This window comes from Zestomonas carbonaria (genome assembly GCF_904061905.1).
In the GTDB taxonomy this organism is placed as follows: Bacteria; Pseudomonadota; Gammaproteobacteria; order Pseudomonadales; family Pseudomonadaceae; genus Aquipseudomonas; species Aquipseudomonas carbonaria.
In genome coordinates this window covers 117739-136292 of record NZ_CAJFCI010000080.1, presented here as the reverse complement: position 1 = coordinate 136292, position 18554 = coordinate 117739, and the positions used below count along the sequence as shown (strand labels likewise).

At 60.0% G+C, this 18554-nt stretch carries 16 protein-coding genes; 10 read left to right on the top strand and 6 right to left on the bottom strand.

What is annotated here, in order from left to right; all coding sequences use genetic code 11:
• The first annotated feature begins 242 nt into the window (after positions 1 to 242).
• Entirely contained in the window at positions 243 to 719 is a 477-nt protein-coding gene (locus tag PSEWESI4_RS21640; RefSeq protein WP_187673471.1) for an NUDIX hydrolase, read from the top strand.
• A 60-nt stretch (positions 720 to 779) separates the two neighbouring features.
• Here the strand turns inward: PSEWESI4_RS21640 and PSEWESI4_RS21635 are convergent, their stop codons facing one another.
• From PSEWESI4_RS21635 to PSEWESI4_RS21620, 4 genes are read right to left on the bottom strand one after another with little or no spacing between them, the layout of a single operon-like run.
• Complete coding sequence (locus PSEWESI4_RS21635) at positions 780 to 1508, bottom strand: amino acid ABC transporter ATP-binding protein (protein ID WP_187673287.1); 729 nt, start codon at positions 1506 to 1508, stop codon at positions 780 to 782.
• Positions 1495 to 2145: an amino acid ABC transporter permease gene (locus PSEWESI4_RS21630; protein ID WP_187673470.1), complete on the bottom strand. Its 651-nt coding sequence runs from the start codon at positions 2143 to 2145 to the stop codon at positions 1495 to 1497. Before PSEWESI4_RS21630 ends, PSEWESI4_RS21635 begins: the two co-directional genes overlap by 14 nt.
• Positions 2142 to 2807 (bottom strand): amino acid ABC transporter permease, encoded by a 666-nt coding sequence (locus PSEWESI4_RS21625; protein ID WP_187673286.1) that lies wholly within the window; start codon positions 2805 to 2807, stop codon positions 2142 to 2144. Before PSEWESI4_RS21625 ends, PSEWESI4_RS21630 begins: the two co-directional genes overlap by 4 nt.
• A 13-nt stretch (positions 2808 to 2820) precedes the next feature.
• Entirely contained in the window at positions 2821 to 3606 is a 786-nt protein-coding gene (locus tag PSEWESI4_RS21620; protein WP_187673285.1) for a transporter substrate-binding domain-containing protein, read from the bottom strand.
• Between the two features lie 277 nt (positions 3607 to 3883).
• Here PSEWESI4_RS21620 and PSEWESI4_RS21615 point away from each other — a divergent pair, with 277 nt between their 5' ends.
• The 9 genes from PSEWESI4_RS21615 to PSEWESI4_RS21575 all read left to right on the top strand — a co-directional run bounded on the left by PSEWESI4_RS21615 (position 3884) and on the right by PSEWESI4_RS21575 (position 15497).
• Positions 3884 to 4588 (top strand): FadR/GntR family transcriptional regulator, encoded by a 705-nt coding sequence (locus tag PSEWESI4_RS21615; protein ID WP_187673284.1) that lies wholly within the window; start codon positions 3884 to 3886, stop codon positions 4586 to 4588.
• Positions 4589 to 4810: 222 nt separating this feature from the next.
• Positions 4811 to 6424: an ATP-dependent nuclease gene (locus PSEWESI4_RS21610; protein ID WP_187673283.1), complete on the top strand. Its 1614-nt coding sequence runs from the start codon at positions 4811 to 4813 to the stop codon at positions 6422 to 6424.
• A gap of 8 nt (positions 6425 to 6432) precedes the next feature.
• Positions 6433 to 8673, top strand: coding sequence for an nSTAND3 domain-containing NTPase (locus tag PSEWESI4_RS21605; protein ID WP_187673282.1), 2241 nt, complete (start codon positions 6433 to 6435; stop codon positions 8671 to 8673).
• Positions 8674 to 8948: 275 nt separating this feature from the next.
• Positions 8949 to 9419: a hypothetical protein gene (locus PSEWESI4_RS21600; RefSeq protein WP_124167003.1), complete on the top strand. Its 471-nt coding sequence runs from the start codon at positions 8949 to 8951 to the stop codon at positions 9417 to 9419.
• A gap of 146 nt (positions 9420 to 9565) precedes the next feature.
• The gene (locus PSEWESI4_RS21595) at positions 9566 to 10321 is read left to right on the top strand and encodes a hypothetical protein (protein WP_023085129.1); all 756 of its coding nucleotides are present in this window, start codon (positions 9566 to 9568) and stop codon (positions 10319 to 10321) included.
• 368 nt (positions 10322 to 10689) lie between these two features.
• The gene (locus tag PSEWESI4_RS21590) at positions 10690 to 12090 is read left to right on the top strand and encodes an amino acid permease (RefSeq protein ID WP_187673281.1); all 1401 of its coding nucleotides are present in this window, start codon (positions 10690 to 10692) and stop codon (positions 12088 to 12090) included.
• Between the two features lie 52 nt (positions 12091 to 12142).
• Complete coding sequence (locus PSEWESI4_RS21585; protein ID WP_187673280.1) at positions 12143 to 13525, top strand: NAD(P)/FAD-dependent oxidoreductase; 1383 nt, start codon at positions 12143 to 12145, stop codon at positions 13523 to 13525.
• Between the two features lie 12 nt (positions 13526 to 13537).
• Entirely contained in the window at positions 13538 to 13888 is a 351-nt protein-coding gene (locus PSEWESI4_RS21580) for a cupin domain-containing protein (protein ID WP_187673279.1), read from the top strand.
• A 97-nt stretch (positions 13889 to 13985) separates the two neighbouring features.
• The gene (locus PSEWESI4_RS21575) at positions 13986 to 15497 is read left to right on the top strand and encodes a CoA-acylating methylmalonate-semialdehyde dehydrogenase (protein WP_187673278.1); all 1512 of its coding nucleotides are present in this window, start codon (positions 13986 to 13988) and stop codon (positions 15495 to 15497) included.
• A gap of 56 nt (positions 15498 to 15553) precedes the next feature.
• Here the strand turns inward: PSEWESI4_RS21575 and PSEWESI4_RS21570 are convergent, their stop codons facing one another.
• A complete protein-coding gene (locus PSEWESI4_RS21570) occupies positions 15554 to 16999 on the bottom strand; it encodes a PucR family transcriptional regulator (protein ID WP_187673277.1) in 1446 nt (481 codons plus the stop codon).
• Between the two features lie 262 nt (positions 17000 to 17261).
• Complete coding sequence (locus PSEWESI4_RS21565; protein WP_187673469.1) at positions 17262 to 18539, bottom strand: OprD family porin; 1278 nt, start codon at positions 18537 to 18539, stop codon at positions 17262 to 17264.
• Positions 18540 to 18554: the final 15 nt, after the last annotated feature.

The following is an 18554-nucleotide window of genomic DNA, read 5'->3' as shown; positions in this document are numbered from 1 at the left end:
CGCTCTCGCGGCGAATGGAAGCCGGCACGACCAGGTCTTGCAGGAAAGTCGTCGATCCGTACAGGGCCCAGGTCACCGGCCTGGAAACCCTATTCCCAGGCCGGTGGCTCGCACCATCGTCCATGGGTATCGAAGAGCGATACCTTGGTTTCGCGCGTGGCCGGTGGGGAGTCATTGCTCCGCAGCCTGCGTTACTCGTTCCCCCCGCCAGAACCAGCCGTTAAAAGGAGTTGACCGTGGAAATAGCGGTAAGAAAGTCAGCCCGCCTGATCATCGTGGATGCCGACGGCAGGCTATTGCTGTTCCAGTATCACGATGAACATCAGCCGCCGTTCTGGGCCACCGCGGGTGGAGAGCTGAAGCCTGGGGAGGACTACGTGGAAGCAGCGGCACGCGAGCTCCATGAGGAAACAGGGCTGACTGTCGAGATCGGAAAGGTGCTGATGGATCGGGATGAGGTCTACGCCGTGGCCAGATCCACCCCGGCCCGATGGTTGGAAAGGTATTTTCTTGTCGAGTGCCCGGCGAACCCGGCTGTGTATGCCGCGCAATGGACCGAGGAAGAGCAAAGCACCATCCAGAAATGGAAGTGGTGGAGCCTCTCGGAAATGCGAGAGCAACCGGAGTCGCTCTTCAAGCCGGAGTGGCTTCCATCCATGCTCGAGTCCGTATTGGCGGAGCAGGATCGCGGCCTGGAGCCTTCAGCGCCGTCGAGGTGAATCAGTCAACCCGCATCGGCTCGGTTGCCACCTGCCACGAACGGCAGCAACCGGCAGGGCTCAGTTGACGCTACCGATGAAGTTGGCCAGCTCAGGGGTTTTCGGCGCGCTGAAAAGCTCCTTGGGGTCCCCTATTTCATGGACCCGTCCCTGGTGCATGAACACCAGCTTGTCGCCGACCTCGCGGGCGAAGCGCATCTCGTGGGTCACCATGATCAGCGTCATTCCCTCCTTGGCCAGTTCGCGGACGACGCTGAGCACTTCGTTGACCAGCTCCGGGTCCAGCGCGGAGGTGATCTCGTCGCACAGCAGCACCTTGGGCGACATGGCCAACGCGCGGGCAATGGCCACGCGCTGCTGCTGGCCGCCGGAGAGCTGGTCGGGATAGGCGGCGAACTTGTCCGCGAGGCCGACGCGCTCCAGCATCCGCTCCGCCAGGCTGCGGGCCTCGGCGTTGTTGACCTTCTTCACCAGTTGCGGTGCGAGCATGACGTTCTCGCCAACGCTCAGGTGCGGGAACAGGTTGAACTGCTGGAAGATCATGCCCACCTTCTGCCGCAGCGAACGCAGGTCGGCGCGCTCGGCGTCGAGGTATTCGCCATCGACCTCGATGACTCCGTCGTTGATCGATTCCAGCCCGTTGAGGGTGCGCAGCAGCGTGCTCTTGCCGGAGCCGCTGCGGCCGATGATGGCGACCACTTCGCCCTGCTCGACGTTGAGGTCGACGCCCTTGAGCACGTGATTGTCGCCGTAGTACTTGTGCAGCGCGGAAACTCTAAGCAGTGGCATGCAGCCTCCTTTCCAGGTAGCGGGCGCCCAGCGAAAGCGGGAAGCAGAGAAGGAAGTAGCCCAGGGAAACCAGGCCGTAGATCAGGAAGGGTTCGAAGGTGGCGTTGGCGAGCATGCCGCCGGTCTTGGTCAGTTCGGTAAAACCGATGATCGAGGTGACCGCGGTGCCCTTCACCACCTGCACCGAGAAGCCGACCGTGGGCGCCACGGCGATCCGCAGCGCCTGCGGCAGGACCACGTGGCGCAGTTGCTCGAAGCGGTTCAGCGCCAGGCTCGCCGACGCCTCCCACTGGCCGCGCGGAATCGACTCGACGCAACCGCGCCAGATCTCCGCGAGGAAGGCGCTGGTGAACAGCGTCAGGGCCACGGCCGCGGCCATCCAGGCGGAAACGTCGATGCCGAACAGGGCGATGCCGAAGAACACCATGAACAACTGCATCAGCAACGGCGTGCCCTGGAACAGCTCGATATAGCCGCGCGCCAGGATGCGCAGGGTCAGGTTGTCGGAGATCCGCGCGAGCAGCGCCAGCAGGCCGACGACGCCACCGCAGACGAAGGCCACCAGCGACAGCAGCAAGGTCCACTGCAACCCGGCCAGCAGGTTGCGAACGATGTCCCACAGGGTGAAATCCATCAGCGCCTCCCCACGATCAGATAGCGGCCCACCCAGTCCAGTACCTGGCGCAGGAGAATGGCCATGGCCAGGTACAGCAGCGTGGTCAGCAGGTAGGTCTCGAAAGCGCGGAAGTTGCGCGACTGGATGAAGTTGGCGGCGAACGACAGCTCCTCGGTGGCGATCTGCGAACACACCGCCGAACCCAGCATGACGATGACGATCTGGCTCGACAGCGCCGGCCAGACCTTCGCCAGCGCCGGCCGGATGACCACGTGGCGGAAGGTTTCGAAACGGCTCATCGCCAGTGCGGCGGCGGCTTCCAGTTGGCCTCGCGGGATCGCCTGGATACCGGCGCGGATGATCTCGGTGGAATAGGCGCCCAGGTTGATCACCATCGCCAGTGCCGCCGCCTGCCACTCGGTCATGCGGATGCCGAGCGATGGCAGGCCGAAGAAGATGAAGAACAACTGGACGATGAACGGGGTATTGCGGATCAGCTCCACGTAGATCCCGAACAGCCAGTCGAAGGGCCGCAGGCGCCAGGCGCGGACCACCGCCCCGACCACGCCGATGGAAACGCCGGCGAGGATGCCGATCAGCGTCAACTCCAGGGTGAAGAGCGCGCCCTTGAGCAGCAGGTCACCCTGCTGCAGTACCGGCACGAAATCGAATTGATAAGCCATCGGCTGGGTTCGCTCAGAAGTCGGCAGGCAGCGGCTGCTTCAGCCACTTCTCGGCGTTGCGGTCGAGGCTGCCGTCAGCCTTCGCCTCGGCGAGGATCGCATTGACCCTCTCCAACAGAGCCGGCTGCTCCTTGGCCAGGCCGACGTACACGGGCGAATCCTTCAGCTTGATCTTCAGCACCGGCACCTTGTCCGGGTTCTTCGCGGAGATGGCGGACATCACCACACTGCCGCTGGCGATCAGGTCGACCTGGCCGGACAGGTAGGCGGCGATGGTCGAGTTGTTGTCTTCGAAGCGCTTGATGGTGGCGTCCTTCGGTGCCACGGCGCTGAGCTCCATGTCCTCGATGGCGCCACGGGTGACGCTGATGGTCTTGCCGGAAAGCCCCTCGATCGAATCGACCGGGCTGCCTTCCGGACCGAACACGCCCAGGTAGAACGGCGCATAGGGCTGCGAAAAGTCGACCACCCTCTCCCGCTCGGGATTCTTGCCGAGGCTGGAAATCACCAGGTCGACCTTGCCGGTGGTGAGGAACGGGATGCGGTTGGTGCTGTTCACCGGCGTCAGCGCCAGCTTCACACCGAGCTTGTCGGCCAGCAGTTGCGCCGTGTCGATATCCAGGCCGCGCGGCTTGAGATCGGGGCCGACCGAACCGAAGGGAGGGAAATCCTGGGGCACCGCCACCTTCAGCACGCCGCGTTCGGTGATGTCGGTCAGCACATCGGCCTGAGCGGCCGTCTGCGCCAGCGCGCCACCGCAGAAAAGAGTGGCCAGCAGAAGATTGCGAAACTTGCTCATGGTGATTACCTCGGGTCGCAGCGGGTGGTTTTGCAAACGTCCGAAGTGCACAGGCCATGCCAGGAGCGGCGAAAACACTGCCGTCCAATCGTTTTCGCCAGGGATTACGCGGTCTTACTGGTCTGAACAGTTGAGGTTCCTGTCCGACCGGTCAACGCATGCATCGCCCCCTTATCAGGCAGGGCCTCCGCCCCATGGTCCAGCCTGGTGCAATGCTTGCCTGGCGCACCGGAAAGGTCGTAAAACAGCATTTCCCCGAACCGACTGGTCTGAACAGATGCTCGATACTCCCGTCCGAGGCGCCGTGCCCGAACAGGCCCTGCAGGCCATTCAGAGGCTGATCCGCGACGGTGGCTACCAACCCGGCGACGTCCTCCCCTCGCAACGCGACCTGGCCGAACGCCTGGGCGTCAGCCGTGCGTCGCTACGCGAAGCGCTGTCCTCGCTGAGCGCGCTGGGTATCGTCAGCGTGCAACCGGGAAAAGGCGTATTCGTGCAGGCTCTCCAGGCCGGCAACGGCGCGCCAGCCAAGGAGTTCTCCTGGCCCTATGCGGAACAGATATCGGCGGCCGACACCTTCCAGTTGCGCTACGTACTGGAAGGCTTCGCCGCCGGACAGGCAGCCAACGCACTGACCGCCGATGCCATCGACGCCCTCGCCGAAAACGTCGACGCCATGCGCGTGGAACTGCGCGCCGGCAACTTCGACGCGGCGGCGCGGCTGGACTTCGAATTCCACCGGCGAATCCTGGAGGCCAGCGGCAACCAGGCCTTCCTGAACATCGTCACCGCCAGCGAGGCGATCTTCCTGGAAAGCCAGAAACTCCCCTTCATCCGCCCCGAACGCGCCATGGAAACCTGGCAGGAACACCGCAAGATCCTCCGCTGCCTATCCCGCCACGCCGCCGACGCGGCACGCAAGGCGATGCAGGAGCACATTCGTAATGCGGCGTCTCGTACGGGTGTTGTTTTTTCGATTTGATTTGGGGGGTGGGGGGTTGGCTGAAGTCGGCCCGAAGCGACCTGTTGATACGGGCTGAAATCGGCCAGAAGCGGCCGGTCGGAATCGCATTCTCGCACCTGGGCCGACTTAGGAACGAAGTGCAACAGGTGCGCCTCTACTCCTGCCAGAGTGGTCGCGGCCGTGAGAGGTCCGTCGTATAGTTCCCTGATCCCGCAATCTCACATTAGCAAGGACGCCGGCATGCGCATCACCAAAATCACCATCCAAAACTTCCGCTCCATTCAGCATGCGGAGTTTACGCCAAGTGTTTTCAACGTTTTCGCGGGGCAGAATAACCATGGTAAGACCAACTTCTTCGAGGCTATCGAGTGGTTTTACACCGGATCTGGTGACCTCGGGCAGATCGCCTACCGTCGAGACCGTGCAAACGAGGTCTCGGTCGAAATTGAGTATTCCGGAATCTTGGCAGGCATTGACGCTGTCAAAAATGAGGGTACCAGAACCAAGTTTTCCAACTTTGCCGACGGTCGTGATGTCTTGCGCGTGATTCGAACAAGCAGAGAGCCGTCTAAACGACTGCTCTGGGATGAGGGCAAGGGGGAATGGACGGCAAAGAACTTCGCTGGCTTCGACAAAGCGTTCAATGACTGTGTGCCGCGGCTCCAGTACGTGGCGACGAGAGCGCGCCTATCGGACGTGTCTAAGTGGGGAAAAAAGACCCCCATTGGCGAGATGCTGTCGGGCGTGCTCAACGCCATTCTCGAAACCAGTGCACCTTACCGGGACTTCAAGGCAAAGTTTGACGAGCTATTCACAGGTGAGGGATCTGAGGTCAAGCAAGAGCTCGACAAGCTGGCCGGAAAGGTTAAGGAATACCTCGAACAGCAGTTCCCCGAGTGCACGAAAATTGGATTCGGAGTCACCCCCCCTATCTTTGACGACCTCTTGAAGTCTTTCGAGACAGCAGTGGATGACGGTATTGAAACTTTGGCCGAAGAGAAGGGCGACGGCATGCAGAGGGCTCTCATGCTTGCCATCCTCAAGACCTATTCTGACCATCGCCGAGATGCAGACGAACTCGGAAAGCGCTTCCTCTTCCTGATCGATGAGGCGGAGCTCCACCTTCACCCCACAGCTCAGCGCCAACTTAAACTTGCACTGTTGCAACTGGCGAAGAACGGCGACCAAGTATTCATTAACACCCACTCTTCGGTTCTGGTTGCTGACGATATTGAGGGGCAGGCTATTTGGCGAATTGCGAAGAATTTGGGAGCGACAACCATCAACGAGGTAGGTGCAGAAGATAAACCAGACCTGGTCTTTGAGTTGCTGGGCGGCTCGCCGGCAGACTTGCTCTTCCCGAAGAACTTCCTTGTCGTGGAAGGTGCATCAGAGGATCACTTTCTTTCACGTGTTTTGCAGCGATTCTATCGCGATCAGCCTTGGGTCAAGGTAATTCGTGCTGAGGGTGATCATGAGATGCAGCGGAGAAGCATGCACGCGCTCAACGTAGCGTTCACGCCGCTCTACCAGACGCCTGTTTACGCGACACGATTTGTCGTACTTTGCGATAAGCCGCACGCGGACCGACAGAGAGATTTTGAGCAGTTTCTTAATGCTTACGACGCACTCAGCCAATCTGGTCAGATTATCGTCTCCCCCTTCGGGGCTTTGGAGGAGTGTTACCCGGCACCTTGGAGAAAGACCGCCGATGAGGTAAGAGCGATGACATCGAAGGACAAGACTGCACTTGCAACGGAGGTGGGTCTGAACATCAGTAAAGTGGAGTTTGAGCAGGAGATGCCGCATATCTTCAAGGCTTTTGAAGCGGCTTGGGCTCGAGCGCATAGGTAGTTTCCGCCATGCACGACTTCAGACAACTTTCTCCAGTTGACTTCGAGAACCTTGTTCGCGACTTGCTTCAGGAAGAGATCAAGCTTCGGATTGAAAGCTTTGGGCCGGGTAAGGATGGTGGCGTAGATTTCCGCTTCGCCAGAGCCGGGAAGACAACCATTATACAGGTAAAGCATTATATCGATAGCCCCGCCAGGGCTTTGCTAAGGACCGCAGCGAAAGAAGACCAGAAGATTGATCAGCTAAAGCCGGATCGCTACATCATTGCAACGTCGGTTGGACTCACACCTGCTCTGAAGGATCGACTGATTGCAGCTATGCCGAATGCACCGCTTACCCGTGAGGATGTACTCGGGCGAGAGGACATCAACAACCTTCTTGAGCGACATCCGAAGGTCTTGCGACAGCACTTCAAGCTCTGGCTAACGCATACTGAGACACTCGATCGCATCGTTCACAGCGGCATTTATAATCGCACGGATGCGGAGCTCGAGTTGATTAAAAGCCTTGTCCCAAGATTCGTTCAAAATCGTAGTGTCGCTGAAGCGGAAGCGATACTAGAGCAGCGTGGCGCTCTGATTATTTCAGGCAAGCCTGGCGTTGGAAAGACCACTCTGGCGCGAGTATTGACTTGGTTGCATCTTGCTCAGGATTGGCGCGTCTTTGTTGTCGACGATCTCAAGGAAGCCATGGAGGTCTGCACGCCAGGAGAGAAGCGCCTGATTTTCCTAGACGACTTCCTCGGGCAAATCAGTCTAACGAACGAAGCCATCCGCAATGTGGACCAAAGACTTCCCATCTTCTTGAACCGGGTACGAAGCAACAAGGACATTCGGTTCGTATTAACCACACGCAGCTACCTACTTACACAGGCTCAATTGCAGTCGGTGAGACTTGCATCTGAAAAAATTGTGGCCAGCGAACTCGTTCTGGACGTTGGGGCATACACAAGGGGTATCCGTGCTCAGATTGTATTCAACCACATCTATTTTTCCGACCTGAGTAAGGAAGAGAAAGGCTCATTACTTAGCGATAGCTTCTATCTAAAGATGATCGATCATCGAAATTTCAGTCCCCGATTGATTGACCTGCTTACGACCGCAGACTATCTAACACTCCAAAGCGCTCCTATTCAGGATGTTGTTTCAGGAGTCCTCGACAATCCTGCGGTGTTGTGGGAGACACCGTACCGCTCACATTTGAGCGAGGATTCTCGTACCGTCATGAACGCACTCTTCTTCAGCGGATATTACGTGTCAATAGACACGTTACATCAGTCGTTCAAGCGACACTCCCGCATCATGGGAGTGTCGATACCTGACTCCACCACCATCAACCGCTTCCGGCAGGCCTTAAAACCGCTTGAAGGTTCCATCATCTCTCTCGCCAATGGGTTTGTGCATTTCAGCAATCCAGGCGTCAGGGACTTTCTGAGTAACGTAATTATTGAAGATCATTTGCTCCGTTCAGTTGTACAAGCGGCAGGCACCTTTGAAGAGCTGGACAACGCCTGGGACTTTTACAGAAAGCACCATCAAGCGTGCAGGCTTCAAATGGGTGACGAGGGCTTATGGGCTGATGCACTTGAGCGTGTGAAAACGGCGAAAAACTGCTCGATTATTCATGTTGTCCGTCTTGGGCTCGAAATGAGCTGTTCCCTTAACGTCAAGGAGGCTGTGCTCAGCTTGACCGAGCACGCACTCCAAACGCTCGAAAGCGAAGGTATTGATCCGAGCGATGAGATGGTATGCCGCCATGCGCTAGAGAAATTTCAAGATCTTTCTGGGGATGAGCAAGAAGCGCTTCCGTCCAGCGCCATACTCATAAAGTCTGCCGCAGACATGCTTAGCTCAGGTGGCGATCAGCTTTCTCTGGATGAGATCAAAGCAGTCGCCCAGGCGATTGACGTCTATGGGGAGGAACCGCAACTGGCCAAGAGCGCAGCAAGCGAGGCACTGTGCGGCTTCTTAGGCGAACTGGCTGAAAGGCTATCGGAAGTTTCCTCCACTAGCGAACTAGATTCCTTCGAGAACGACCTAACCAAGGCACTCAACCGATACGGTGTAGCTTTCGAGTCTTTGGCTCAGCGAAAGGTGCTCGAGCACCGAGAGTACTTGGAGGAAAAGGAAGCTGAGGAAGAGGAGGAAGGATATACGTCCTCAGGCCGCCCTGCGAAAGACGCTGATGCTTCAGATGCCGATGTCGAATCACTATTTGCGATATTGCTTCAAGAACAGTTGATCGGCTGATTACAAAAACGGCAGTAGTTGATTGGCGGTGACGATTCGAAGCCTCCACTCTTCCAGGCCTTAGTGGCTCGTTATGGGTCCGGTTCCGTAGACGCCTCCAACCCTCAAAATCGAGCCTTCGTAAACGTCCGCTTCTGGCCGGGACCGGCCAGTGCTGGAGTGCATATCCAGGTTGAGCGGGGGTTAGAGTAAAGAGTAAATATAGCCATTCTTTACTTAGAGCATTTACTAAATACCGCAGCCCCGCCAGCGCGCTTCTACTTGAGTAGATACTTATGATCCAGGAATCTAGCTATTGGAAAAATGACTTGCTCAAGCTTGCATGTAGGCTTGAGCGCAGGCTGATTCAAGAACGTTGGGGCGAGAAAAACTTCTACACGGTAGAGAAAGAAATATTCATCGGCTTTTATTCAGTTAGAAAATTAATTGAGTCAAAGAGAGTGCCCGACCATATATCGGGAAAGAAATACAATATCCATGAAGTCCCTTGCTGCGAAGAGCCCGCATCGCTAGCTACAAATACAAAAGAAGCTCAGTACGACTTCAGGGCGCTGAAAAACACCGAAATATCAATATACGATCTCTGCAATCAGTTTATTCACAGCCACCATTTTGTGCCTTTCATTCCTGGCGGGAAAAATTTAATAGGCTTCTTCTTTTGCTCTGACCGCAAGCGGAAATCTGGACTTTATTTGATAACACTGTTTGATGTGGTTGAGATTTATCGCTTGGTCGGCAAAAGCTAATTGTACACTATTATGTGCAACACGCTCAGCAAGCGAAACACCACTGCGAGCATTAAACAAGACGTACCTGAGCGGTTAAAGTATTTAGCTTCGCCCGCTGAATAGTAGCCGCAATCCGCACTTGACCAGAAAGAAATCCTAGCAATATGCGCAATCATCTTGAGGCATTAGTTCCGATCTTTATTGACATAGAAGGTGAGCGCTTCAGTCTTCTCGGATCTGGGGTGTTGATTGAGTTTAGAGGGGAGGCTTTTCTATTAACCGCAGGGCATGTTATTGACGGATTTGAGCGCGGCGCTTTAATGGTGCCTCACTCTGACAATAAAATTGTTGAGATTGATGGAGGCTATTCTTATATCGATCCAAGTGACGGCAGAAATTCCGACAACTTGGACTTCGGATATTTCAAGCTTGAAAAATCCTTCGCTGAAGGAATGAAGGAATTATTTTATGCCATACCTGAAAGCGAGTTCGGAATAAAGGGAGACTATAGCGACAAGGAGCTAATGACATTCGGCGGCTTTCCTATTCGAAAGCATAATGTAGCTGGCAGCGTGGCAGCTACAAAAGAGTACGCTTATGGAGCGTATCACGCAGCCGCCTCGGACTATGCCACGCTTAGGTGCAAACCTAGACTCAACATAGTTGCAAAATACAACAGAAACAAAACCGTCGACCCATCAATTGGCAAGATACAATCTGCACCTCTGCCACATGGAATAAGCGGGGGAGGAATTTTTATATGGCCACCCGTACTTAAAGACTTGATCCCAGATGATCGCAAGCTTATTGGCATCGGACATACATATCTGAAAAATGGCGGTTATTTTATCGGCACTAGATTAGAGATTATACTGACTGCAATACTTAAAAATAATCCTCATCTAGCCATCCAGACTTAACACAGCGCCCAAGCTGGCAGCTCTTAACTCCGTGTTAGAGACCATGTGAGATCGATGGCAGAGCGACCGCTTCTGGCCGGTAGCGGCGCTTTGGCGTGCACAACGCAGGTTTCCTTCCAGACCGATGAAGATGCGCCGACAGTGGTTGCACTTCTCGCATTTCGTTACCTCCCCACATCCCTCATCACCGGTGCCTTCACAGGCATTCAGCGAGGCTTCCCCACGTCCTCATGGCGTGTTTGTCTCCTTCATACATTTGTACAGCACAGCGGCTCGCCACTTGGATTTTGTCGATGTTCGCCTTCGGCTGACCTCCCTAACCTTCTGAACAGGCAGCGTTGATTACCAATAATAAAAGGAGACAACCAGTGCCTATCCAGACAGAGCACGACCCGCGCTTGAAGCGTGCACTCAAGACGCGACACATCAGCATGCTGGCCCTGGGCGGCGTCATCGGCGCGGGGCTGTTCGTGGGCTCCAGCGCAGTTATCGCGTCGACCGGGCCTGGCGCTTTCATCACCTATGCCATCACCGGTCTCATCGTTGCGCTGGTGATGCGGATGCTCGGCGAAATGGCCGCCGCACATCCTGCCAAAGGATCGTTCATCGATTACGCCCGCCTGGCATTCGGGCGCCCGGCCGGCTACATGACGGGCTGGCTGTACTGGTATTTCTGGGTGATCGTGGTGGGCTTCGAAGCCGTGGTCGGCGGCCAGATCATCAATGGCTGGTTCCCGGATATCCCGGTGTGGGTCATCGCCCTGGGCCTGATGGTGGTCATGACGTTGTTGAACCTGATGTCGGTGCACTCCTTCGGGGAGGCCGAGTACTGGTTCGCCGGCATCAAGGTCGTGGCCATCATCGTGTTCCTGCTCGTGGCGGGGGCCTATGTCTTCCAGCTCTGGCCAGGCTCCACCGCCAGCCTCGGCAACCTCACCGAGCATGGCGGGTTCCTGCCCCACGGCGTGGCGTCGCTGTTCACTGGCGTGGTCGTGGTCATCTTCTCCATGACCGGCGTGGAGGTCGCCACCCTTGCCGCGGCGGAGTCCGAAGACCCTTCGCGCAACATCCGCAAGGCCGTCAATACCGTGATGCTGCGTATCCTGGTGTTCTTCGTCCTGGCGACTTTCTTCATCGTCGTCGCCCAGCCGTGGACCGAAATCCAGGCCGGCAAGTCACCGTTCGTGGCCACCCTGGAGCACATCGGCATTCCCGGCGCCGGCCACATGCTGACCGCCGTGATCCTGGTGGCCGTGCTGTCGGTACTGAACGCCGGGCTCTATACCTCGTCCCGCCTGCTGTACGTGCTGGCCTCCAATGACGAGGCGCCGCGCTGGATTGCCGGTGTGAGCCGCAAGGGCGTACCGGTGCGTGGCGTCATCGCCTCGACGTTGGTGGGGTATGGCTGCGTCGTCATCGCGGCGCGATGGCCCGATACCGTCTTCCAGTTCCTCATCAATTCGTCCGGCACGGTTTTCCTCTTCGTCTACCTGATGATCTGCCTGTCGCAGATCAGGCTCCGCCGCAAATGGGTGGAGAACGGAACCCTGAAGTTCGCGATGTGGGGACATCCCTGGCTGCCGCTGCTGGTGACCGCGTCGATCGTGGCCGTACTGGTGAGCATGGCCTTCGACCCGACGATGCAGATCAGCCTCCTGCAATGCCTGATCGCCATCGCCGCGATTGCCGCCTCGTATGTCCTGGTCCGCATGTCCCGTGCCCGCCAGCGGGGCGCCGGGTGCGAGGCGCAGCCGGCGAGAAGCGCCTAGCCAACCCACCGATCAACCCCATGTTCATGGCCGTCAATGGGAAGCCAACAGCATGTCAGCAAAACTCGATTTGACCCAGTTACCCAACCGGCCGCTCTGGTTCGAGCAGGGCCCGTCCCGCACGCGTCTGGAGGGAGCGGTGGAGGCCGATGTCGTCATCGTCGGCGCGGGATACACCGGCCTGTGGACGGCCTACTACCTGCTCGAGAGCGATCCGTCGCTGCGCGTGATGCTGCTGGAGAAGCGCGAAGTCGGTTTCGGCGCCTCCGGGCGCAACGGTGGCTGGGCCTCGGCGATCTTCCCGATCTCCCTGGCCAGGGTCGCCGGGATGTATTCCCATGACGCCGCCCTGAAGCTACAGGCGGCCATGAACGAGACGGTCGATGAGATCGGCCGCGTGCTCGCCCTGGAGGGCGTCGACGCGGACTATGCCAAGCAGGGCTTTCTCTCGCTGGCCCGCAGTGCACCACAGATGGCCCGGGCAAGAGCAACGGTGGAAGCCTCAGTACGTTTCGGGCTGCCGGACCAGTGGCAGGTCCTCGACGGCGCGCAAGCCGTCGCCAAGGTTGGTGCCCAGGGTACGTTGGGTGGGCTCTACACCGAACACTGTGCGCTCATCCATCCCGGCAAGCTCGTGCGCGGCCTGGCACGGCTCGTCGAGCGGATGGGGGCGACCATCCATGAGCACTCTGCTGCCACGGAGCTTGCTCCAGGCGTCGTCCACACCGAGCAGGGCTCGGTCAGGGCTGGCTTCACGGTGCGCGCCACCGAGGCGTTCACTTCGCAGCAACCTGGACTCTCGCGCTTCGTCATCCCGCTCTACTCGCTGGTGCTGGCGACCGAACCGCTGCCCGCCGACCTGCGCCGCCGGCTGAACCTCGATCACCGCCTGGCCTTCAACGACATGCGCCATCTGCGCGTCTACGGGCAGGTCACGGCCGAGGGACGCCTGGTGTTCGGCGGTCGCGGCGCGCCCTACAACTGGGGTTCGCGGATTTCCGACGACGCCGATCTGGTGGACAACGTCCACAGCAAGATCCACGAAACGATGCTCGAGTTCTTCCCGGACCTGGCCGATGCACGCATCACCCACCGCTGGGGCGGCGCACTGGGGGTTTCCCGCGACTGGTGCCCCACGGTGAGCATCGACCGGAAGAGCCGTATCGCCTGGGCGGGCAACTATGTGGGAGACGGGGTCGCCACCAGCAACCTGGCGGGCCGCATCCTGCGCAACCTGATCCTCGACCGGGACGAGGCGATCAACGCCCTGCCCCTGGTCAATCACCGCTCTCCGTCCTGGGAGCCCGAGCCGCTGCGCTGGCTGGGTGTGAACACCGGGCTCGCCGCGGCTTCGCTGAGCGACATCGAAGAGCGCATTACCCATCGTCCATCACGCACTGCGATGTTGCTGGAGAAGCTGACAGGTGCGCATTAAGAGGAGTACGCCGTGACAACTTTCACGATCATCAAGTCCGCCGCCATCCAGTCGTTGCCACTGAATCCCGCCGGCCAGCGTGCCGGTGCGGACCAGGGCGACCCGCAGATCGCGATCCAGAAGCTGGCGCCCGAGGCGACCGGCAACCTGGGCGTCTGGGAGTGCCAGCCGGGCGGATGGCCCGTGGTCGATCGTCCCGATACCGAGTTCACCTACATCATCTCCGGCCGCGCCCAACTGACGGACGATGCGACCGGTGAAACGGTGGAGGTCACCGGCGGTGACCTGATCATCCTGCCCCCGGGCTGGACCGGGCGCTGGGATGTGCTGGAGACGGTCAGGAAGGTCTACGCGATCTATTGATCGAAGCCGACTCGCTGGCGGGGACTTCAACCCGTCATCCATTACTGTCCGGGGCGGTGGGCAGCTCGCGTACCGCCCCCATGAGTGAGAAATACCGATGACCAACACGATCATGAACTGGATTTCCGGCGCGCCCGTGGAAGCCACCAGCGGCCAGCAACTGCCGGTCTACAATCCGGCCACCGGTGCCGTCACCGGCCAGGTGCAACTGGCCAGCCACGCCGATGTGGACGTAGCCGTGGCCTCCGCCAAGGCCGCCTTCCCGGCCTGGAGCAATCTCCCGCCGCTGCGCCGCTCCCGTGTGCTGAACCGCTTCCTGGCCCTGCTCAACGAGCACCGCGACGAACTGGCCCGTCTGATCACCGCCGAGCACGGCAAGGTGTTCACCGACGCCCAGGGCGAAGTCACTCGCGGCATCGAGATCGTCGAGTTCGCCTGCGGCGCACCGCAACTACTCAAGACCGACTTCACCGACCAGGTCAGCACCAACATCGACAACTGGACGCTGCGCCAGCCGCTGGGCGTGGTGGCGGGCATCACGCCCTTCAACTTTCCGGTGATGGTGCCGATGTGGATGTTCCCCGTGGCGCTGGCCACCGGTAATACCTTCGTGCTCAAGCCCAGCCCGATCGACCCCAGCCCCAGCCTGTTCATCGCCGACCTGCTCAAGCAGGCCGGTCTGCCCGACGGTGTGTTCAACGTGGTGCAGGGCGACAAGGAAGCGGTCAACGCACTGCTGGAACATCCGGATGTGGAGGCCGTCTCGTTCGTCGGCTCGACGCCCATCGCCAACCATATCTACGAGACCGGCGCGCGCCACGGCAAGCGCGTCCAGGCCCTGGGCGGGGCGAAGAACCACTTGGTGGTGATGCCCGATGCCGATATCGACCAAGTGGTGGATGCGCTGATCGGCGCCGCCTACGGCTCGGCTGGCGAGCGCTGCATGGCCATCAGCGTCGCCGTCTTCGTCGGCGACGAGACCGCCGAGAAGGTCATGCCGAAGCTGATCGAGCGTACCCGGGCACTCAAGGTGCTCAATGGCACCAACCTCGAAGCCGAGATGGGGCCGATCGTCACCCGCGCGGCCCTCGATCGTATCTCCGGCTACATCGAGCAGGGCGTGAAGGAAGGTGCCACGCTGCTGGTGGACGGCCGTGGCTTCGACGGTGAAACGGCAGGCGAAGGCTGCGGCGACGGCTTCTGGCTGGGCGGCACGCTGTTCGACAACGCCACCCCGGACATGCGCATCTACAAGGAAGAGATCTTCGGCCCGGTGCTGGCGTGCCTGCGGGTCAAGGATTTCGCCGAGGCGGTGCAGCTCATCAATGACCACGAGTTCGGCAACGGCGTGAGCCTCTACACCCGTGACGGCCACATCGCCCGCGAGTTCGGCCGGCGCATCCAGGTCGGCATGGTGGGCATCAACGTGCCGATCCCGGTGCCCATGGCCTGGCACGGTTTCGGTGGCTGGAAGAAGAGCCTGTTCGGCGACATGCACGCCTATGGCGAAGAGGGCGTGCGTTTCTACACCAGGCAGAAGAGCATCATGCAGCGCTGGCCGCAGGCCATTGCCAAGGGTGCCGAGTTCGCCATGCCGACCAGCAACTGACGCTGTCGGCGAGCAGGACCGGACGGCCTCGCACCCAGGTGCGGGGCCGTTTGCGTTCAAGGGATGTCATCGAACAGCTCGGTGTTCTTGCCGGCCTGGATCGCGATCCAGAAGCGCGCGATGCCCTGGGTGGTGGTGGGCTTGATCCCCGTCAGTTGCTCCACCAGTTTCAGCCGGTAGACCAAGGTCTGGCGGTGAATGCCCAGGTCGAAGGCGGTGGCTTTCCAGTTCCCGTCGTTTTCCAGGAAGGCCAGGAGCGTCGCCAGCAACGATGCGCCCTGGGTGCGGTCGTGCTCGATCAGCGGGCCCAGGTAGCGCCCTACCAGCGCCCGGGCTTCGGCAAGGGATTTCGGTGCCATGATCAGCCCGGTCTCGGCCTCGCCGTAGCGAAGTACGCCGGCCTCGACTTCCTGGGCCTGGGTCAGGGCCAGGCGAGCCTGCCTGATGCTTTCATGAAATCCCGTTGCCGCGGCGATCGGCCCACTGACCCCGATCACGGTACCCTCGCCGAGATTGCTACGCAGCGCATCGAAGACGCTGTTGTCGTCACGACTGATTGCCAACAGCAGGCCCTTGTCGCTCAGCAGCAGTGGGCTCGCCTGGTGCAGGGCGGGCGCCTGGTGCAACTCGTCCACGCCCCAGGGGCCGTTGCTACCCGGCTTGATCGCCAGGCTCACCAGGGTGCCGACCAGGCCGCGCTGTTCCAGGATGGGACGGGCGAGCGTGAACTCCGTTTCGCTCTCCAGCAGGCTGCGCAGCAGCGCCGCTCCCTCTTCGCGCTGCAGGTCACGGTGGATCATCAGGCGTTCGAGTTCGACGCCCAGCAGCCCGACCAGCGAGCGCACCAGGATAGGGTCATCCAGCGTCCTTTCGCCTTTGCGCGCCATGACGAGGTTGGCCCGGGTGCGCCCGCCGATCGGTATCCGCTCGACCCGCACCGGTTGCTGCCGGGGTGACCGGGGTTCGACGATATTGACGCCGCTGACCGCATCCTCGATGGCCAGGCTCAGGTCCAGCGTGGCGGCCAGGATCGAAAGGCGCCCGGCCATGTCGGGTTCCTTGCGCAAGGCTTCGGCATAGGTCTGGAACAGGCGCTCGCTTGCGTTGAAGCGCTCGCGCTGGGCCTGCAGAACGCTTTCGATCACATAGTGGGAGAGCTTGACGAACTCCAGCTCGAAGCTGGCGCGAAGAACGGGAAACAGCAGGCGATCGGCAGCTTTCAGCAGCTTGCCCGATAGTTTCGGTGCGTCATCCCTGGGAGCGACCACCAGCGCGCTGGCACTGCTCTGCACCAGTTGCTCCAGCCAGGCGACCTGATCATCCGCGCCGGATGGAATACCCACCCCGGTCGTCATGACCAGGTCGCCCGGAGAAATCCATCGCCAGGGGTCCGGCAGGTCGACGGCATGGGCCCAGGTGATCAACCGGTTGGTACCGGTCAGGCCCGCAACCGCATGCAGTTTCAGCACTTCGATATCGATGAGGTCCTGCACCGTCAGCATGGGTTTACCGGTCCGCGATTTCCGAGACGGTCATGCTACTGGCTAACGGCGAAGCGAGCCATGTTTGCGAGGGTTCCAGTCATTCCTCGTTCGTAGCAGCCTGACTGGTGGAAAACGCTTCGCGGTTTTCCACCCTACGCGAGCTCAAGGACGACGTGTGGACAACGTTTACTTGTCCACCGTCCGCTGGCTCGACCGGGCCAACGCGTTCGCCTCTGCGGGAAAACGCGGCGTGAGCATGGCGAAGGTGCGTTGGGCAGGCCTACCAGAGTGGCAACGTGTAGCTGACGATCAGGCGGTTCTCGTCGATATCGCCGCCGAAATTGCTGCGGCTCGATGCATTGCGCCATTTCATGACGAGCCCTTTCAGCGAGCCGCTCTGGATGACGTAGGCGAACTCGGAGTTGCGTTCCCATTCCTTGCCCTCCTCCGCCCGGCCCACGACATGGACGTTGTCGCCGGAGAGGTAGCGGGTCATGAAGCTCAGCCCCGGGATGCCCAGCGCGACGAAATCGAAGTCGTAGCGCGCCTGCCAGGAGTGTTCGTCCTCGTTGCCGAAGTCGTTGATCTGCACCAGGTTCACCAGGTAGGAGTCGGCCCCGTTGACGTAGGCGAAGCCGGTGTCGCCGGACATGCGCTGGTAGGCCAGGCCGAATTTGTGGGCACCGAGCGCATAGGAGAACATCGCGCCGAGGGCCCGGTTGTCCACGTTGCTCCCGCCATCGTCGACACTGCGGGACCACAGCAGGTCGGACTTGAGCGTCCCCGCTTCCTTCAGGTCCAGGTTGTGACCGAGCGTGAAGTAGTGCTGGCGGTAGATGCCGTCCAGCTCGCCGTAGTGGTAGGAGGTCGTCAGCGTCGGCAGCCATTTGTAGGTGGCGCCCGCGAAATCCAGGGCATCGCTGTCCCTGGCGCGGCCCAGCACGATGTTGCGCGCGCCGCCGTTGAACACCTGCATCCGCTCGTTATCCGAGGAGTTGCGCAGGTTCACCCGGTCGAAGCGGCCCAGGTCCAGGGAGAGGTTCTCGATTTCCGCACTGGTCAGCCAGGTGCCCCGGAAGGTCTGCGGCAGCAGCCGGCTGTCATTGGACAGGGCGATGGGCAGCTTGGGGAACAGGGTGCCGTATTTCAGCGTGCTGTTCGAGACACGCAGCTTGGCGGTCACGCCGAGTTCGCCGTACTCGTCCTGGGCGCGGCCCGGCGCTTCCCGGTCGGACTTGAGCAGGCCAGTGCCGGTGCGGTCAGGGCTGGAGTCCAGCTTGATTCCCAGCAGCCCCAGCGCATCCACGCCGAAGCCGATCGGCCCTTCGGTGTAGCCGGACTCGTAGCGCAGCAGGAACCCCTGGGCCCACTCCTCGGCCTTGCTCTGCACGGCGCTTTCCTGGCGGAAATCCCGGTTGAAGTAGTAGTTGCGCAGCTCCAGGCTGGCCTTCGAGTCCGCGAGGAACTCGGCATGCAGCGGTGCGCTGGTGCTGAGGGCAACGCCCAGGAGGACCGCTGCGCCAGCGAAGCTCCGGGGAGTGCGATGCTCCCCGATCATCGAAGCGTGAAGAAA